At 43.0% G+C, this 18,363-nt stretch carries 15 protein-coding genes, 1 pseudogene and 1 riboswitch; of the genes and pseudogenes, 7 read left to right on the top strand and 9 right to left on the bottom strand.

Features of this window, described 5'->3' with window-relative positions:
• Positions 1–309 precede the first annotated feature (309 nt).
• From M2135_RS15310 to M2135_RS15320, 3 genes are all read left to right on the top strand, one after another.
• Positions 310–1,335: an agmatine deiminase family protein gene (locus tag M2135_RS15310; RefSeq protein WP_280749399.1), complete on the top strand. Its 1,026-nt coding sequence runs from the start codon at positions 310–312 to the stop codon at positions 1,333–1,335.
• Between the two features lie 5 nt (positions 1,336–1,340).
• Positions 1,341–2,213 carry a carbon-nitrogen hydrolase gene (locus M2135_RS15315; protein WP_280749400.1) on the top strand — a complete coding sequence of 291 codons (873 nt, stop codon included), beginning with the start codon at positions 1,341–1,343 and terminating at the stop codon, positions 2,211–2,213.
• A 107-nt stretch (positions 2,214–2,320) separates the two neighbouring features.
• Entirely contained in the window at positions 2,321–3,727 is a 1,407-nt protein-coding gene (locus tag M2135_RS15320) for a Gfo/Idh/MocA family oxidoreductase (RefSeq protein WP_280749401.1), read from the top strand.
• A gap of 60 nt (positions 3,728–3,787) precedes the next feature.
• Here the strand turns inward: M2135_RS15320 and M2135_RS15325 are convergent.
• Positions 3,788–4,236, bottom strand: a pseudogene (locus M2135_RS15325) (four helix bundle suffix domain-containing protein).
• 116 nt (positions 4,237–4,352) lie between these two features.
• Positions 4,353–4,832 carry a GAF domain-containing protein gene (locus M2135_RS15330; protein WP_280749402.1) on the bottom strand — a complete coding sequence of 160 codons (480 nt, stop codon included), beginning with the start codon at positions 4,830–4,832 and terminating at the stop codon, positions 4,353–4,355.
• Positions 4,833–4,986: 154 nt separating this feature from the next.
• On the opposite strand from M2135_RS15330, the gene M2135_RS15335 reads away from it, so the two are divergent.
• The 4 genes from M2135_RS15335 (at position 4,987) to M2135_RS15350 (ending at position 10,450) form a co-directional block, all read left to right on the top strand.
• Positions 4,987–6,333, top strand: a complete 1,347-nt coding sequence (locus M2135_RS15335) for an MATE family efflux transporter (protein WP_280749403.1) — start codon at positions 4,987–4,989, stop codon at positions 6,331–6,333.
• 76 nt (positions 6,334–6,409) lie between these two features.
• A complete protein-coding gene (locus tag M2135_RS15340) occupies positions 6,410–7,036 on the top strand; it encodes a cytidylate kinase-like family protein (RefSeq protein ID WP_280749404.1) in 627 nt (208 codons plus the stop codon).
• Positions 7,037–7,075: 39 nt separating this feature from the next.
• Entirely contained in the window at positions 7,076–9,403 is a 2,328-nt protein-coding gene (locus tag M2135_RS15345) for a glycoside hydrolase family 3 N-terminal domain-containing protein (protein WP_280749405.1), read from the top strand.
• A 121-nt stretch (positions 9,404–9,524) separates the two neighbouring features.
• Positions 9,525–9,619, top strand: a riboswitch (TPP riboswitch).
• Positions 9,620–9,679: 60 nt separating this feature from the next.
• The gene (locus M2135_RS15350) at positions 9,680–10,450 is read left to right on the top strand and encodes a sulfide-dependent adenosine diphosphate thiazole synthase (RefSeq protein WP_280749406.1); all 771 of its coding nucleotides are present in this window, start codon (positions 9,680–9,682) and stop codon (positions 10,448–10,450) included.
• Between the two features lie 66 nt (positions 10,451–10,516).
• Here M2135_RS15350 and M2135_RS15355 read toward each other — a convergent pair whose 3' ends face one another.
• From M2135_RS15355 to M2135_RS15385, 7 genes are all read right to left on the bottom strand, one after another.
• Entirely contained in the window at positions 10,517–11,872 is a 1,356-nt protein-coding gene (locus M2135_RS15355; RefSeq protein ID WP_280749407.1) for a dihydroorotase, read from the bottom strand.
• A gap of 83 nt (positions 11,873–11,955) precedes the next feature.
• On the bottom strand, positions 11,956–13,110 hold the full coding sequence (locus M2135_RS15360) for a hypothetical protein (protein ID WP_280749408.1): 1,155 nt from the start codon (positions 13,108–13,110) through the stop codon (positions 11,956–11,958).
• Positions 13,100–13,678, bottom strand: a complete 579-nt coding sequence (locus M2135_RS15365; RefSeq protein WP_280749409.1) for a TetR/AcrR family transcriptional regulator — start codon at positions 13,676–13,678, stop codon at positions 13,100–13,102. The genes M2135_RS15360 and M2135_RS15365 overlap by 11 nt, the downstream gene beginning before the upstream one ends.
• 4 nt (positions 13,679–13,682) lie before the next feature.
• On the bottom strand, positions 13,683–14,423 hold the full coding sequence (locus M2135_RS15370) for an outer membrane lipoprotein-sorting protein (RefSeq protein WP_280749410.1): 741 nt from the start codon (positions 14,421–14,423) through the stop codon (positions 13,683–13,685).
• 41 nt (positions 14,424–14,464) lie between these two features.
• Positions 14,465–15,733 (bottom strand): ABC transporter permease, encoded by a 1,269-nt coding sequence (locus tag M2135_RS15375; protein WP_280749411.1) that lies wholly within the window; start codon positions 15,731–15,733, stop codon positions 14,465–14,467.
• Between the two features lie 43 nt (positions 15,734–15,776).
• Positions 15,777–16,946 carry an FtsX-like permease family protein gene (locus tag M2135_RS15380; RefSeq protein ID WP_280749412.1) on the bottom strand — a complete coding sequence of 390 codons (1,170 nt, stop codon included), beginning with the start codon at positions 16,944–16,946 and terminating at the stop codon, positions 15,777–15,779.
• A 7-nt stretch (positions 16,947–16,953) separates the two neighbouring features.
• Positions 16,954–17,652, bottom strand: coding sequence for an ABC transporter ATP-binding protein (locus tag M2135_RS15385; RefSeq protein ID WP_280749413.1), 699 nt, complete (start codon positions 17,650–17,652; stop codon positions 16,954–16,956).
• Positions 17,653–18,363 lie beyond the last annotated feature (711 nt).

Below are 18,363 nucleotides of genomic sequence, written 5' to 3' on the forward strand. Positions count from 1 at the left end.
TTTTAATGAGCGGCTGTAACGAATACTGCCATTTTGTTTCGTTTCTAACATAAGTTTACTTTTGTTGAATGACAACCTATTTCAGGACAGGACACAACCTATTTCAGGACAGGACACGTAGATCTGTTTTTTGTTAGAGGTACGTCTAAATTTGTTTAGACGTACCTCTAAATTGATTTACACCTACCTCTAAATGATTTTAGACGTACCTCTAACAGAAAAAGCATTTGCATGTCGTGTAATTAAGTGTGCATTCAATCTACTTTTCGACCGAATTCATTACATTTGTTCCATTAAAATTCGATTGAAATGGAGCAGACGATTTTCTTTCCTCCCGAATGGTATCCGCAAAGTGCGGTTCAACTGACCTGGCCACATGAAGAGACCGATTGGCAGACTTTGTTGGATGAGGTTATTCCTTGTTTTGTGGCTATAGCCAAGGAAATTATCAAAAGAGAAAAATTGTTGATTGTTTGTCGATCGGAGAAAGAGGTGCGCGAGCAGTTGGGCGAGGTCAATTATGAGCAGATTCTATTCCGAGAATTGGAGTCGAATGATACTTGGGCGCGTGATCATGGGGCGGTTTCAGTCTTTGAGAATGGAGAGCCGGTGGTGTATGATTTTGTCTTTAACGGCTGGGGGATGAAATTTCCGGCGAATGATGATAATCAGATAAATACAGGACTGTTTTGTACGGATACGTTTAAAAAGGAGGTGCGAAAGGTCTGTATGTATCCCTTTGTACTTGAAGGGGGGAGCATCGAATCGGATGGGGCTGGTACTTTATTGACTACAAGCGAATGTCTGATGTCGAATAACCGGAATGATTATCTGAACGAAGAACAACTGGAATATCATTTAAAGGAGATATTCGGTGTGGAGCGTGTCTTATGGCTTAATAATGGGTATCTGGCTGGAGATGATACGGATAGTCATATCGATACATTGGCTCGTTTTTGTCGTAAAGATGCCATTGCCTATGTAAAATGTACAGATGAGGCGGATGAACATTATCCGGAGTTGAGGGAGATGGAAAAAGAACTGATGGCGTTCACGCAATTGAATGGTGAGTCGTATGAACTATATGCTTTGCCAATGGCTGATCCTGTAGAGTGGGAGGGCGAACGTTTGCCGGCGACGTATGCGAATTTCCTGATTATAAATGGGGCTGTCTTACTGCCTTATTATAATTCACCCAAAGATGCGATTGCCAAATCTGTTCTTCAGCAAGTTTTTCCTGACCGGGAAATTGTCGGTATAAACTGCTTACCATTGATAAAACAACACGGGTCATTACATTGTGTGACCATGCAATATCCTGAAAATTTTATTTGATCGATATGAGAATCGGACTTATCCAACAGAAAAACAGCAATGATATTGCTGAGAATATAAAAAGATTGCAACAAAATATCCGTAAATGCGCGGCAGAAGGAGCCGAATTGGTGGTGCTGCAAGAGTTGCATAATGGTTTATACTTCTGTCAGACAGAAGATACTACGCAATTTGATTTAGCCGAATCTATTCCGGGATCTTCGACCGATTTATTCGGTGAATTGGCGAAAGAGTTGGGAATTGTATTGGTCTTATCTTTATTTGAAAAACGGGCTCCCGGACTGTATCATAACACTGCAGTCGTTCTCGAAAAGGACGGTTCCATCGCTGGAAAGTATCGTAAGATGCATATTCCGGATGACCCGGCTTATTATGAGAAATTTTATTTTACTCCGGGAGATCTGGGTTTTACACCTATAGATACATCCGTTGGGCGCTTGGGGGTGTTGGTCTGTTGGGATCAATGGTATCCGGAAGCTGCTCGTCTGATGGCCATGGCTGGAGCTGAGTTGTTGATCTACCCCACAGCAATCGGTTGGGAAAGTAGTGATTCGGAAGAGGAAAAATCCCGGCAACTGGAGGCTTGGGTGACCGTGCAACGTGGACATGCGGTTGCTAACGGATTGCCTGTTATTGCCGTTAATCGTACCGGGCACGAGCCAGATCCGTCCAAACAAACCAATGGGATACAGTTTTGGGGGAATAGTTTTGTTGCGGGTCCTCAGGGAGAATTTTTACTTCGCCTGTCTGCCGATCAAGAGGAGGTGAGATGGATTGATATTGATCCAACACGTAGCGAGCAGGTGCGTCGTTGGTGGCCTTTCTTTCGCGATCGCAGAATAGATGCATTTCAAAACTTAACGGAACGCTACTTATGATCAGATAGCGGTCTGGTAGATACTTGAGGTTCTGATTTGACAGACATCAAATAATATGTTAGTTTTGTAACCTAACGAATAAATAATACACTAAAGAAAAACAGATTATGGAAAACACACGTCGTTCTTTTCTCAAGAAAGTATCAGCAGCAGGGGTGGGAGCAGCAGGATTGGCTGTAGCCGGTAATGTTGGAGCAACTTCTGTTGTCGACGCATCCGCACCTCAACCTAAACAAAAAAAGCAAGGAGCCAATGATGGGAAATTGCGCTTTGGCTTTATTGGTACCGGATCGAGATGTAAGGAGCATATTAATAATGTATTGGCGATTCCTGAGAACCGGATAGTCGCTATATGTGATACACAGCAAGGCCCTTTGCAGTCTACATTGCAACATATTGCCAAGTTTAATGTACCGGAACCCAAAGTATACACCGGGAGCGAACGGGCATTTGAACAAATGTTGAATAATGAAGAGTTCGACTGTGTAATCATTGCCAGTCCTTGGGAATGGCACGTGCCGATGTCGGTTGCTGCGATGAAAGCGGGAGTTCCTTATGTGGGAGTTGAAGTTTCTGCAGCTAACTCATTGGAAGAATGCTGGGATTTGGTCAATGTCTCGGAAGCGACCGGCAGTCAACTGAATATCATGGAGAATGTATGCTACCGCCGCGACTGTATGGCGGCATTAAATATGGTACGTCAAGGGTTGTTTGGCGAATTACTGCATGGCGGTTGTGGGTATCAGCATGATCTGCGTGACGTGAAATTCAATGATGGAAAGCATTATACGTATCAACCTGGCGGAGAGTTGCGGATGGGGCCTACCGCTTATGCTGAAGCACAATGGAGAACGCAACATTCGATCAAGCGTAATGGGGATGTCTATCCGACCCACGGAATCGGACCTGTTGCCAATTGTATGGATATCAACCACGGAAACCGTTTTATTTCATTGACAGCTATGGCTACTCAGGCACGGGGGCTGCATAAATTTATTGTCGATAAAGGTGGGCGCGATCATCCGTATGCTAAAGTGCAGTTTAACCTGGGAGATATTGTTACCTCTATGATTAAATGTGCTAATGGACAAACGATCATCGTTACACACGATACCAATTCGCCTCGTCCGTATTCTTTGGGATTCAGGGTACAGGGTACCGAAGGTTTGTGGATGAATGATGGCAATCATGTCTATGTAGAAGGACAATCTAAACCTCATCGCTGGGACGACTCCGACGAATGGTTCAAAAAATACGATCATAAATTATGGAGTGACCTCGAAGCTAAAGCCCGTGAGGCCGGACATGGAGGTATGGATTATATTATGATGTATGACTTTATCGATGCTATACGTAATAAAAAGCCGGCTCCGATGGATTGTTACGACGCTGCGGCATGGAGTGCGATTTCGGCCTTATCCGAAATGTCTGTCGCTCGTGGTGGCGCATTGGTCGATTTTCCTGATTTCACCAGAGGACAATGGATTCATCGTCAGCCTAAGTTTGCTCTGTAGGATTTTAGTCTAATTGTAAAGACATTTTATATTATTATAAAAGGAGGTAAGCGAAGTTGTTCATGGATGCTTTTTACGTTCTTCAAGACGTAATTTGGTCATCCTTTCTCGCATACCTCCTTCTTTGATAAATTGTACATTGATTTTATCCAATAATTTGGCTAATAGATAATCCGTTTGCTTAATAAGACAGATTGTGATATTTGCAATCGGCGATATTCACGGGTGCGAAGGTAATCTTCATAGTCAATAAGTAATTCATGTAAACTGGCTTTTGCTACATTAATTAATTTGATCTCCATCTCTTTGGATGTTGTGGAGGCTGCGCTTCCCTCAACAATATTTTGCTTACCCGAACGGGCGGCTTGTATCATCTGATCGATCGTTCGATCACCTCTTTGGAGATAATGTTTGCAAAAGTAGTAGGTGATGTCATAGATAGCTTCCGCTTTTTGGTAACAGAAAAGTTTGCGGTAATTACCGCCGGTGGGGAGAAGTTTGTTGGTCATAGTTGGTTGTTTTTTGGTTTTTTATTTTTTTATCCTTAAGGTCCTTAGAGACTTCAAGGTCCTTAAGGCCTTTAAAGCCTTCTCTGAAAAATCAAAAATAATAAATAAATCTTATATTAATCGCTTTCAGCCAGCATTTTGCATAGCTTCTCCAAATAATACGCATCTACCTCATCAAAGGTATTTAATGAAGCACTATCAATATCCAAAATAGCGATGACTTCATTCTTTTTTAAAAGCGGAACTACAATTTCAGAGCGTGAAGCGGAGTTGCAGGCGATATGCCCCGGAAACAGATCGACATCAGGTACAATAACTGTTTTAGCCTCTTTCCAGGCTGTACCGCAAACGCCTTTCCCGAAACGGATCCGTGTACAGGCGATTGGTCCCTGAAAAGGCGAAAGTACGAGGTTGTCTTCTTTAACGGTATAAAATCCAACCCATAAAAAATCAAATGTCTGTTTTAATGCGGCACAGACGTTTGCCATATTGGCAATTGTGTCGTTTTCACCGTCAATTAGCGATTTTATTTGTGGGAGGAGTGTTTCGTATTTCTCCTTTTTACTACCTTGTTGGATCGTGAGTTCTTCTGTCATATTTCAATGAATTAGAAAGCAAAAATAGTGATTTGGGACAAATAAATCGTACCTTTGCATACGATTAAGGGAAGAGTTAACAGTTAACCGATGTCAAACAGTGACAGGTTTAACTGTTAACTCTTTTGTAATAAGAATCAAGTGTAATAAACATATGGCCAAACAAAACTCACCATTAGTATTAGGGACAGAAAAAATCAGTAAACTTCTTATGCAATATGCTGTTCCGGCAATTATTGCCATGACGGCGTCTTCTTTGTATAATATTGCAGATAGTGTGTTTATTGGTCATGGAGTAGGCGCTTTGGCGATATCCGGATTGGCGCTCACTTTTCCTTTAATGAATCTGGCGGCAGCTTTTGGCTCGCTCGTGGGTGTTGGGGCATCTACTCTTGTTTCAGTCAAACTTGGACAAAAAGATTACGTCGGGGCGAAAAATGTACTGGGTAATGTATTGGTTTTGAATGTGGTTCTTGGGATCGCTTTTTCGATTGTGTGTCTGGCTTTTCTGGATCCGATTCTTTATTTTTTTGGAGCCAGTGAGAATACGATCGATTATGCCCGTGATTATATGGTCATTATTTTGTTTGGAAATGTGATCACCCACATGTATTTGGGACTGAATGCCGTACTTCGTTCTTCCGGTTATCCTCAGATGGCTATGTATGCAACATTGGCATCAGTCGTCATTAATGTATTATTGAATCCGATCTTTATCTTTTGGTGGGGATGGGGAATTAAAGGTGCTGCTTGGGCCACGGTGATCTCTCAGGTAATTTCATTAACCTGGCAGGTCATACATTTCTCCAATCCCAAACAATTGCTTCATTTTCAGAAAGGTATTTATCGTTTGCGGAAAGAACTTGTCAAAGGTATATTATATATAGGACTGTCTCCTTTTCTGATGAATATTTGTTCGAGTCTGATTATTATATTAATCAACCGGGGCTTGATGAGGTATGGTGGCGATATGGCTATTGGCGCCTATGGAATCGTAAATCGGATCACTTTTTTGTTTATCATGGTTATCATGGGGTTTAATCAGGGGATGCAACCGATTGCCGGTTTTAATTTTGGCGCCCGGCATTATAACCGGGTCACAGAAGTGACCAAACTGACGATGAAATGGGCTACAGGAGTTGCTACCTTCGGTTTTGTCTTGTGCCAGTTTTTCCCTTCTTTGATGGTGCAGATGTTTACCACCGATCAGGAGTTGATTGATGCAGCAGTATATGGCTTACATATTGTTTTTGCGGTTTTCCCAATTGTCGGCTTTCAGATGGTGGCAACAAACTTTTTCTTATCGATTGGGATGTCTAAAAAAGCGATTTTCCTTTCTTTGACCCGGCAATTGCTTTTCTTGGTTCCTTGTTTGATCATTCTTCCTCGTATTTGGGGGGTGTTTGGTGTTTGGGTCAGTATACCAGTTGCCGATTTAATTGCTACAATCGTTACGGCAGTCGTTTTGATTCATCAATTCAGACAATTCAGAACATCCTAATAACCGAATCGGTTTTTTATGTATCTTTGTTATATACAGATGTATTGGAGTGCTAAAAGATATAAATGATGTCATTATGGATAAAAAAATTATATTAACAATCGGGCGACAGTTTGGTAGTGGCGGACGCGAAGTCGGACAAAAATTATCGAAAGAACTGGGAATAGGTTATTATGATAAGGAATTACTGGCTGTGGCTGCCAAAGAGAGTGGGCTTTGTGAAGAAGTTTTTGAGAAGGCAGATGAGCAGGCATCCAGTGGATTGGCTTATGCAATCACAATGGGATATTCGTATATGGGGATGTTTTCGCCCTATAATAATATTCTATCCAATGACGGTTTGTTCAAATTGCAAAGTGATGCTATACGTCATTTGGCAGAGAATGAGTCGTGTATAATTGTTGGGCGTTGTGGTGATTATATTTTAAGGGATAACCCGAATTGTTTGAGTTTTTTTATTCATAATACGGAGGACGAACGTGTGCGACGTATTGTAAATAGCCAGCAGATAACTGTTGAAGAGGCGAAAGAACAGATGATAAAGACTGATAAATCGCGAGCGGCTTATTATAATTATTATACGAATAAAGTATGGGGAGCATGTAGCTCTTATAATTTTTCAATCGATGTGTCGGTTTTAGGTATCGAAGGATCGGTTGCTTTTATCAAAAAAATTGTAGAAGAACGCCAACAGACAATTTGATTGTCCTGTGTTTTTTTATTTAACTTAAATACAAATCTTATGCGAAAATCTCAATTCTCCATACTGCTTTCCGGTAGTATGATTGCTACGCTGTTACTGAGTAGTAGCTGCACACAAACAAAATGGACAGAGAGTGAAAAAGAATCGTACCGGCTTGTGACTCAACAAGGGGGAGCGACTTTAGGTTATTCACCGGCATCAGGAGTGAATCTGCTTACGGTAGACGGCTTTGCTTTTAAAGACCTCAATCGTAACGGTCAACTCGACCCGTATGAAGACTGGCGATTGACACCGGAAGAGCGGGCGAAAGATCTGGCTTCTAAAATATCCGTAGAAGAGATTGCCGGATTAATGTTGTATAGTGCCCATCAGTCAATTCCCGGAGCCTCACAAGGGTTTGGCTCTTCTACATACAATGGGAAATCGTTTGCCGAAAGCGGAGCGTTGCCTTCGGATCTTTCGGATGCACAACGGAAATTTTTGACTGAAGATAATGTACGTCATGTCTTGGTTACCCGGGTACAAAGTCCGGAAGTTGCTGCGCTTTGGAATAATAATGTACAGGCATTGGTCGAAGGAATGGGACATGGTATTCCAGCTAATAATAGTTCCGATCCGCGTCATGGAACTTCTGCTGACGCTGAATATAATTTTGGTAGTGGCGGACAAATTTCGTTATGGCCTGGCTCATTAGGTCTGGCTGCCACGTTTGATCCAGCAGTCGTTAAGCGTTTTGGAGAAATAGCGTCTATAGAATACCGGGCATTAGGAATTGCAACAGCACTTTCTCCACAGATAGATATTGCAACTGATCCGCGTTGGAGTCGGGTGAGTGGGACGTTCGGTGAAGATCCTGATTTGTCAACAGACATGGCTCGCGCGTATACCGATGGGTTCCAGACATCATCCGGCGATAAAGAAATCTCAAACGGTTGGGGATATGAAAGTGTAAACGCCATGGTAAAACACTGGCCCGGCGGAGGTTCTGGTGAAGGCGGTCGTGATGGGCATTACGGGTATGGTAAATATGCCGTATTCCCGGGGAATAATCTGGAGCAACATAAACAGCCATTTATTAAAGGTGCGTTCAATTTGGAGGGAAAAACGGCGAAAGCATCGGCCGTTATGCCTTATTATACCATTTCTGTAGGGCAGGATCCGAGTGGGAATGACATTGCAAACGGCTACAGTGATTATCTGATCACGGATCAGCTTCGTGGAAAATATGGTTACGATGGTGTTGTTTGTACGGACTGGGGTATTACCGGTGACGAAACCGGAGTGGAAACCTTTGCCGGAAAACCTTGGGGAGCCGAAGGCCTGACAGTAGCAGAACGTCATTATAGAATACTTATGGCCGGAGTGGATCAATTCGGAGGAAATAACGATAAAGACCCGGTACTCGAAGCATATCAGATGGGAGTAAAAGAATATGGCGAAGAAGCGATGCGTAAGCGTTTTGAGAAATCAGGGGAGCGATTATTATTGAATATTTTCCGTACAGGCTTATTCGAGAATGCCTACCTTGATCCGGCTGAGTCGCAGGCATTAGTCGGAAAACCTGAATTTATGCAAGAAGCTTATGAAGCTCAGTTGAAATCGATTGTAATGGTAAAGAATAAAACAAATACTTTGCCTATAGAAAAAAATAAGAAAGTGTACGTTCCTCAACGTTTCTTTCCTCCAGTGATGAACTTTTTCGGTGTAGCTGCAACTGGTCGTATGGATTATCCGGTTAATCTGGATCTGGTTAGAAAGTATTATACGGTGGTCGAAAATCCGGATGAGGCTGATTTTGCCATCGTTTTTGTGACTAACCCGAAGAGCGGATCCGGATATGATAAAGCGGATGCGGATAAAGGAGGAAATGGGTATGTGCCTATCAGTTTGCAATTTAATGATTATACGGCTACTTCGGCTCGAAATCCGAGCTTGGCCGGTGGTGATCCGTTTGAGAAGTTTACTAACCGCAGCTATAAAGGAAAATCGGTGAAAACCAGTAATAAAACGGATATGCAGTCTGTCAATGAGACAAAAGCAAAAATGAAAGGTAAACCGGTGATTGTATCCATGGATATGGATAATCCTTCTGTTATGTCTGAATTTGAGAAATCGGCAGATGCGATCCTGATCAATTTTGGCGTACAAAATCAAGCAGTATTGGATATTATAAGCGGCACGAATGAACCTTCGGCTCTTTTGCCGATCCAGATGCCGGCAGATATGCGTACCGTTGAAGAACAGTTTGAAGACGTTCCGCGTGATATGCGTTGCCATACCGATAGCGAAGGCAATACCTATGATTTTGCCTTTGGTATGAACTGGTCGGGTGTAATAAATGATGCACGCGTAAGCAAATACAAATGAAGAAATTATGAATTATAAATTATGAATTGTGAAAAAGGAATCTGAGTGTATGTTCAGGTTCCTTTTTTTTATATTTACAATTTGTAAATGACAATTCCCTGGAATAATTATCTTTGTCATCGACTTTTCATAGGGGTGCCTTACTAACAGGCTGAGATCATACCCATTGAACCTGCTCCGGGTAATGCCGGCGAAGGGAATAGGTAAAATAAACGAAAGGGGAGCATTGCCTCTATGTGTTTCCTGATGTTTAAACTTAAATTCTTATTAGTAAAGATGGAACAAATTGTTTCGACAGGGATTATTAATTCCTATTTTGAGAAACTGAAACGCAATCTGTCTGTTGATGTGGCTATTGTTGGTGGTGGCCCATCCGGGATTGTGGCAGCGTATTATCTGGCGAAAGCCGGAAAGAAAGTCGCTCTTTTCGACCGTAAACTGGCTCCCGGCGGAGGGATGTGGGGAGGAGCAATGATGTTTAATGATATTGTTGTTCAGGAAGAAGCAATACCAATTATTCAAGAGCTGGAAGTAGCGTATCGAAAGGGTGAAAACGGAACCTATATTATGGATTCGGTTCATACCACATCGGCCTTGATCTATAAAGCCACGAAGGCCGGAGCAACAATTTTCAACTGTTATTCGGTGGAAGATGTTGTTTTTCAGAATGAAGCGGTAGCCGGCGTGGTCGTCAACTGGGCACCTGTCATTCGTGAAGGAATGCATGTTGATCCGTTGACTATAATGGCTAAGGCTGTATTGGAGGGGACAGGTCATGATTGTGAAGTGGCTCGTACAGTTGCCCGTAAAAACGGTGTTAAACTGAATACGGTTACCGGAGATGTTGTCGGAGAACGTTCGCTGAATGTCGAATTAGGCGAGCAGACAACAGTCGAAAACACGAAAGAGATTTACCCCGGATTGTTTGTTTCCGGGATGGCGGCCAATGGGGTAAGCGGAAGTTTTCGTATGGGACCTATTTTTGGTGGAATGTTGATGAGTGGAAAAAAGGCGGCAGAACTGATTCTGGCTAAGATAAATAGCTGATTTTGTTTTCTTTTTAAGAACGAGAGATTGTCTGAAAATCCGGGCAATCTCTCTTTTTTATGTCTGTTATCGGGCGGGATTGAATCTTATTTCCATCCCTTTTATGCGATCATTTATTTGACCGTCTGAATAAACTTCATGACCGTTTACAAACGTTTTCCGTATCTTATGATGGAAGGTATACTCTTCAAAAGGAGACCATCCGCATTTGTACAGGATATTCTCTTTAGACACAGTCCATTCATTCTGAGGATCAACCAAAACGAGATCGGCATAATAACCCGGACGAATGTATCCCCGTTTATCGATATGGAACAACTCTGCCGGCTGATGCGCCATCTTCTCGACTACTTTTTCTGTTGTAAAATACCCTTTGGATGCCATCTCAAGCATAACAGTCAGAGAGTGTTGAATTAGAGGTCCACCGGAAGCAGCAGTCAGGCAATTTCCTTCTTTTTCAGAGAGTAAATGCGGGGCATGATCTGTCGCTATAATATCCAGTTTGTTGTTATTGATAGCTTCCCGGAGCGCAGTACGATCGTCTAAGGTTTTAATCGCCGGATTCCATTTGATACGGTTGCCGAAACGCTCATAATCCCTGTCGTAAAACCATAAGTGATGTACACAGACCTCCCCGGTAATTTTTTTCTCTTTTAGCGGTAGCTTATTATCCAGAAGAGTCATCTCCTTTGCCGTTGACAGGTGAAGGATATGTAAACGGGTATTCAGCCGAGTGGCAAGTTCTACCGCTTCAGCCGAAGAGGCATAACAAGCCTCTTCACTTCTGATCCGTGGATGGAGGGATACATCCAGGTTTTTACCGTACAGGTTCGTGAAATATGTGATATTTTTTTGAATGATCTCTTCTTTCTCTGCATGAATGGCAATCAATAAATCGGACTCACCGAATATGCGCTCCAATACATCCTTCTTGTCTACCAACATATTTCCGGTAGAAGAGCCTAAAAACAGTTTGAGTCCCGGAATTCTGTGTTTGTCCAGTTTCTTGATTTCATGAAGGTTCTCATTCGTTCCTCCAAAGAAAAAGGAATAATTGGCCACAGATGTTTCTGCTCCTCTCTGAAATTTCCATTCCAAATCATTCAGGGTAGTCGTCTGCGGTTTCGTATTGGGCATATCCATAAAAGTCGTAACCCCTCCGGCAACGGCAGCGCGACTTTCTGATGATATATCTCCTTTATGCGTCAAGCCCGGTTCGCGAAAATGGACCTGATCATCAATAACCCCGGGAAGCAACCACATACCTGTGGCATCAATCACCTCCGCATCGGCAATCTCCGCAGGTTCGGGAGATTCATTCTCGTATATTTTACTGATCAGATTGCCGGATACTAATACCGAGCCGTTGAATGAACGCCCTTCATTGATGATCAGGGCGTTTTGTATTAATTTTTTATTCATGTCGTTAAGATAGATGCACAAAGTTAGTGATTTAACGCTTATATAAGCACTAAGTTATGAAAAGGTCTGTATGTAAAATGCTTTTAATGATTCCAGACCAGCATTAGGCGTATACCTTTTCCTGCCATTCCGGTAAATTCAGTTTGTCCCGGCACATTGTATCTCTTCGGATTCCAGAATCCCATCACATAAAAACTAAAGCTGTTCAACTGTCTGTGCCAGTTTACGAAAGTATATGGATTATGGTTTTTCCAGTCGTAGTAGAACATGGCCGTCACCGTATCAAATAATGTCGCGGGATAGTTCAGTGACAGACCCGTAAAATGACTATTCTCGGTAGGGCGTAGCGCTTTCCGCCCCAATCCGTAGATCATGTGTTCAGCGGTGACTCCCAGACCGTTCCCAATCCCAAACGTATAATCCGTTCCGACAGTAAATAGATGTTGGTTGCTGATAATATCCAGGTTTTTGTTGTAATGAGTCCATGAAGCTTCCAACCATAATCCGACTACCACATCTGCCCGGGCGTCAACTCCTATTCTATGCTCCGCGGCATTGCTTTCCGGGAGGGATAATGAGGCAAGTTTTGCTTCGCGGAAATGATAACTGAAAGCTGCTTCGCCTTTTTTGAACGGAAGCTGTATACGTCCGCCTGCCTCCGGACGTAATTGTCCGCCGGTTTTGAATAATTCCCAACCTTTTTGTTTGTTGTTACCCGCCAAAGCCCATAACCAGATATTCGCATTGTTAAGAAAATAGTAGCGGAACAATCCGCCCCATACGCCATCAGTCATCTCCAATGGATCGCGTGGGTCCATGCTGTCGAACCACATCAACGGGCGGAATATCTGAGCCGAACCGAAATTGATTTTTTGCAATCCGAACCGTAACTCGCTGTTTGTTGTCGAATAACGGATCCATACACGGTATGGCTTTATTTTTCCATTACCGTCGATATCCTTTAGTTTGTTAAATTCGGTATGGCCGAAAATATTTACCGAACCCTCAAAATCCAGCAGTTTGTTTTGCTTCAAGGGATAGGCAAAACTAATTTCCGGTATATAGCGTCCTCCGAATTGCCACTCCTCCGATGCATCCGGTGTGAAACTGCCCCATCCGGACAGTTGCCCACTGAATCGAAAGTCAGGATTACTATTCTCCTGATTATAGGCAGCTTGACAGAACAACAGCAGTAAAGCCGGTAAAAGGTATTTTATATATGTTCGTTTATTTTTCATCGAATACACCGTAGAGGAAAAATTTAGTTATTTCCCGTCCGAGTTGTTGTACACTGTCGTACATATTCAATAGTTTGTCATCGCGCACCGAGTCGATCAAGCGGTTCATAATGTATAACATCAGTTCGGGTTTCAGGTCTTTTCGCATCCATCCCTGTTCCTGTGCGTAGGTGAACATTGCGATTGTCTCTTTGAGCGAACGACCGATCCATTCCGACATATACTCTTTCAAGACTGAATCTTCACTATAATACAGATCTTCCATAAAATCTTTGCTCGTATCGGCATTGGCACTTGCTTTCATCTCCAGAAAGAGATGCATCTTGTCGGCAAAGGGTTTTTCCGAACGCATGACTTCCCAGAATTTTTCCAACCAGTAATTGAAGGTGCGGTCGAGCATTGTCTTTGCCAATTCAACCTTGTTAGGAAAGAATTTGTAAAATGTCATTTTACTGCAATTGGCTTCCTTACAGATATCCTCAACCGATACTTTCCGTAGTCCGTATCGATAGAATAATTTCCGTGATGCTTCCAGTATCGCATCGTGTTTCTTGCTTCGTTTCTCCATCTTTTTATTTTTTCATGCTTGCCTTACTGAATATATGTTCCGGTATTTTCCGGTCAAATGTTATACTGTCGATAATCCATTCCGTACCGTTGCCGTCTTTCAATATATCTTTGTAAATCATTTTCATCGGGAACCAGCGGCCTTCCGTTTGCCGGATATCGCTTAGTGTGATCTTTTTCAGCAACTGTCCGCTTTTGGCATATAACTCTTCACGCAGGGGGATCATCCATTCTTTGTCGACCCACAGTTTTCGTGTGGGATAAGCTGCATCGTTTACTTTGCCGGTTAATGTTAATAGCCAACAATCTCTTTCATCGATAATTTCATTTCCGGCTACTTCGGCATTGTATATTTCAGTCAGTTTGCGATCGTCCATCATATCTTCGTATGATAAGTCGGAACCCATCACCGACTGTCGCATCATATGTCCCGAGATCATAATTGTCCTGTCTGTTGAGGGTGAATATACCCACATTTCATTATCCAGTTTCAGCATTTTGGTTCCGCGTTCACGTGCCGGCGAAAGATACTCTGAAAAACTCTTATCTGTCCCCATGACGTAACTTTTCGATGTCATTGTCCGGCTATTACGTTTACCATGTACGATCATCGTTGATTCAACGATCCGGCTATCTGCCGACATATTTTTGTCGATGGCCTGTAAAATCCGGAGACCTTCGCCTTCTTGTGCGGAGAGCGCGGTAGTAACAAACAGAATTAATAGAATAAATCCGATCTTTTTCATTTTCATCTATTATTGTGGCAGTTTTTATACTGCCGGATATTTTAATCAAGTTCTTTAAACAACAGGGCGGTACTTCTTTTATAGATGGCCCTTCCTGAGAGTGCCGTCCCGATCAATGTAGAGATAATACCCGGAATAAATCCGATGAAGTACATCCGGGGCATTACGTCTGAGCGTATCACCGGGTCGATCATCATCGATACCGTTTCCATCATATTACTATAGTCCATGCCATACTTTTTCAAATAGAGAGAAATCCATATGCCGAGTATTGTGCCGAATACCGAGCCAATGCAGCCGATCATCAGCGACTCAGCCAGTAGTGTACTGTAAATATGCCACTTCTTTTCACCCATTGCCAACCGTATGCCGAATTCATTATATCTTCTGATGCCACCCAGAACCCCAGCATTCCATAAAACAATCGACAGAGCCAATACTAACAGGAAGATCATGAAGAACGAGACTGTTTTCGTATAGCTCAGTGTTTGTCCCATCATCGGATCGTCGGCCAGTTCCATCATTACCGGGGCATATTCGTCGGTTTGATCGGCATATTGCGAATTGAAACTGTTTTTTATCAACCGGGCTCTCTCTGTATCGTAGCCATCGGGCAGAAAGCCCAGTATTTCACCTGCGGCGTTTTCCATGTCAAGGAGTTGTCTGGCATCTTCCATGTCAATGATGATACCGCCTTTATCCAGCATACTATTGCCGAAACGGACGATGCCGGCTATGGTATAGTTTTGGAATGTCATCGATCCATACATTGTCGAACCAAAAAAAGTAACCGTATCACCGGGTATTAACCCGAACTTATCCGCAAAGTCATGACTGACCAATGCTTCACCCTGTCTGTTGATCAGATGACCGGCTGTCAACGCTTTTTTCAGACCTGTTCGTTCTGTTTCCCGACTGTCGGGATTGAGCAGATCAAAGGCTTGTCCGGCAACTGGCCCTTGTTTCATTGTTTCACCATTCGCATCGGGGATATCGAGCAGACCGCCGAATAAAATGCGGGGAGTCCAGTCAACTTCGGGGTATTCTGCTTTAAGTTTTTCCGTCAGTATATCCGTCTCCATTAAAGCCAGGTCATTTGGCTTCTGATCTTCATCCTGACTGTATGCTCGTGTCATTACCCGCATATGGCCTGTCTGAAAATTGGCGGTCATATCGACCATATTGTTCATCATGCCCCCCATAAGCCCGTCGAGTGAAACCACGACAAAAACGCCGATTGTTACAACCAGTACCGGTAACAGGCTCCTTCGCCTGTCTCTGAGTATACCTTTTAATAGAAAGTCAAACATTTTATTTCACATTTAGACCTGTTTAAATTCATTCTTATTGTTATCAGCTGATCTTTCCTTTTAGTGCCTGCACCATATTCTGCCGCGCGATTCTTCGGGCGGGGAGAAAACTGATTAATGCCGACATAACCACAACGATCATAATTGTTGTCAATATGGATGATACCTGATAAGAAGGGATCAACGCATTGCCAATAGCGATTCCAAGATCGGAATAACTGTCGGGCATCGGCATTCCCGTTCGACTGAAGAGGTATAGTAACGGACTTCCCCAGACTGCAGCCGCAATAATAGCGAGCAGGCTGTACATTGTCCCTTCAAGCGTAAAGAGGGTGGTCACTTTATAAGGTGTCATGCCTAAGGCGACATAAGTGCCTATCTCTTTTTGTCGTCTGAATATGGATAAAGTCTGTGTGTCGAATACAGCCAGAAGAGCAATGGCCAGCAGTATTGTAAAGATTATGGCCGCTTCCATTCGTGTGCCTTCTTCCATCAGGGATATATCACTCATCAGAAATGCCTGATTTTTCAGTTCCCATCCTTCAATAGATGTAAGAGGTTTTTTATGGGTAGTCACGATATAAGTCGCTTCTCCATTCATACCGGTCATTTGATAGAGATCGTCAAGTGTGATCCATATCTGCCCTGCATCAACACCCGGAACGTTCACATTAAAAATGTGAGTGATTAGTATCTCTCTTGCATCGAAGACCCCATTTTTATCCCTCCAACGCATCATAACCCGGTCTCCTTCGTGTAGGTTCGCCGATTGAGCCATTCGTTTACCGATTATTGCCGGTATATCGTTTTCTGTTTGCCGGAGTTCGGGGGTAGGTAGTTTGAGCACTGTTTGTTTAGGGTCGATCCCTCGTAGTACGATGTTTTGCATTCGCCCTTGCGGGTAAAGACTTGCCTGTATTGCCAATATAGGTGTGGCCAAACCCTTATCGATATCTGTACGCAGTTGCTCCGGTATGAGCCCGTGGGCATCGGGTAAACTAAAGATATCCATCCGGTCGTACGCCGGGTGCCAGTATTGACCTTCTGCCGTTTCCCATTCGCGGGTATCTTTTCTGGCTTCCTCGATCCAGCCGTCGAGGATACCATTGTAGGCTACCATGATAACCAGGACGAAGGAGAGGACCGCAACATTCAGCCAGGTGCGTTTGCCTCCTCCGATGATATTTTTATATGCGGTTCGTAGAAGTAACATTTTCCGGTTATTTAGAATTGTCAATAATCGTGTCTTTTTCCACTTGCCCGTCACGAAGCGAAATGATCCGTTGCAAGTATTGCATGACTTTCTCATCGTGGGTGGCAAAGATGAAAGTCGTTTGCAACTCTTTGTTCAGTTTGTGCATGGTTTGCAGGATATGATGCGAATTGTCGGCATCCAGATTGGCAGACGGCTCGTCGGCCAAAACGATGGACGGTCTTTTTACCATTGCGCGGGCAATTGCTACCCGTTGGCTTTCGCCTCCCGATAACTGGGAAGGCCGTGAATCGCGTTTGTCAGTTAAACCGACCCACTCGAGCGCTTCCATCACCGCTTCATATCGCTGTTTTTTGGACTTATGTTGTAATAATAAGGCAAACTCGACATTTTCGTATACAGTATATACGGGTAGCAGATTATAGCTTTGAAAAATAAATCCGATATGCAGGTTACGAAGTTTAGCCGATTCGGAAGGTGCAACAGATGTTATGTTCTGACCCAGGACGACAGCTTCTCCTGATGTCGGGGTGTCTAATGCCCCGATAATATTCAATAGTGTCGTTTTCCCCGAACCGCTTGGCCCGACCAATCCGGTAAATTCACCTTTTCTGATTGTGAGATTGATGTTGTTTAAAGCCCGGAAAAGCCCTTGTCCGACAGAAAAGTCCTTGCATACAGCTGATAAGGAGATCATGTTTTCCATTTTAGAACTGATTTTGTATTTACTGACGGTGCAAATATATACGAATTTTGTAATATAACGCACAATTCGTAAACTTTTTTGCTTTTATTTATTATTAAACCCCTTCATTCAGGCTTATTCTATCCATTTTATGGTGGTTTTCCTGTTTTTGAATATAAAGGTGTTACATGTATCTATACGATAAACAGTTCTCTTTTCCTCGATCTCTTCTCTCTTTTTTCTGCAATAATTAATCGTCCACCAATTGGTAGACGATAGTGCAACAGTTGGTAGACGAAAGTGATCCAACTGGTAGACGATAGTGTCACAGTTGGTGGACGATTAGATTATCAGAATAAAAATAGGAAGGCATCTGCGTGAAAAGAAGAAGACAATGTGTTGAATCTGTTTGAGGTTGAGCGGAAAGAGCAAAAAGCAGTTGATCAGGAAGGGTGTTGAAGATAAAAATGAGTGTATTATATTGTCTTTTAGTGAATAGTGAGTTGTGGGTCATTACCCCGTGAGGGGTAAAATATGCATAACCCCGGGTAAAACCCGGGGCAGATAGCCACAACTATTCTCAGAACCCCGAAGTGGGTTCAACCCTTATCAGGGTTGATGTGAGTGAATTGGATTGCCTACCCCGGGTTTCACCCAGTCATGTTCGGAAGAAGTTTGTCGTTTTTTACGAAAGTATATATTTCTTTCTGTTATGGATAACTAGGTAGTTAT

It is taken from the genome of Parabacteroides sp. PF5-9 (assembly GCF_029893105.1).
Lineage (GTDB): Bacteria > Bacteroidota > Bacteroidia > Bacteroidales > Tannerellaceae > JARXWG01.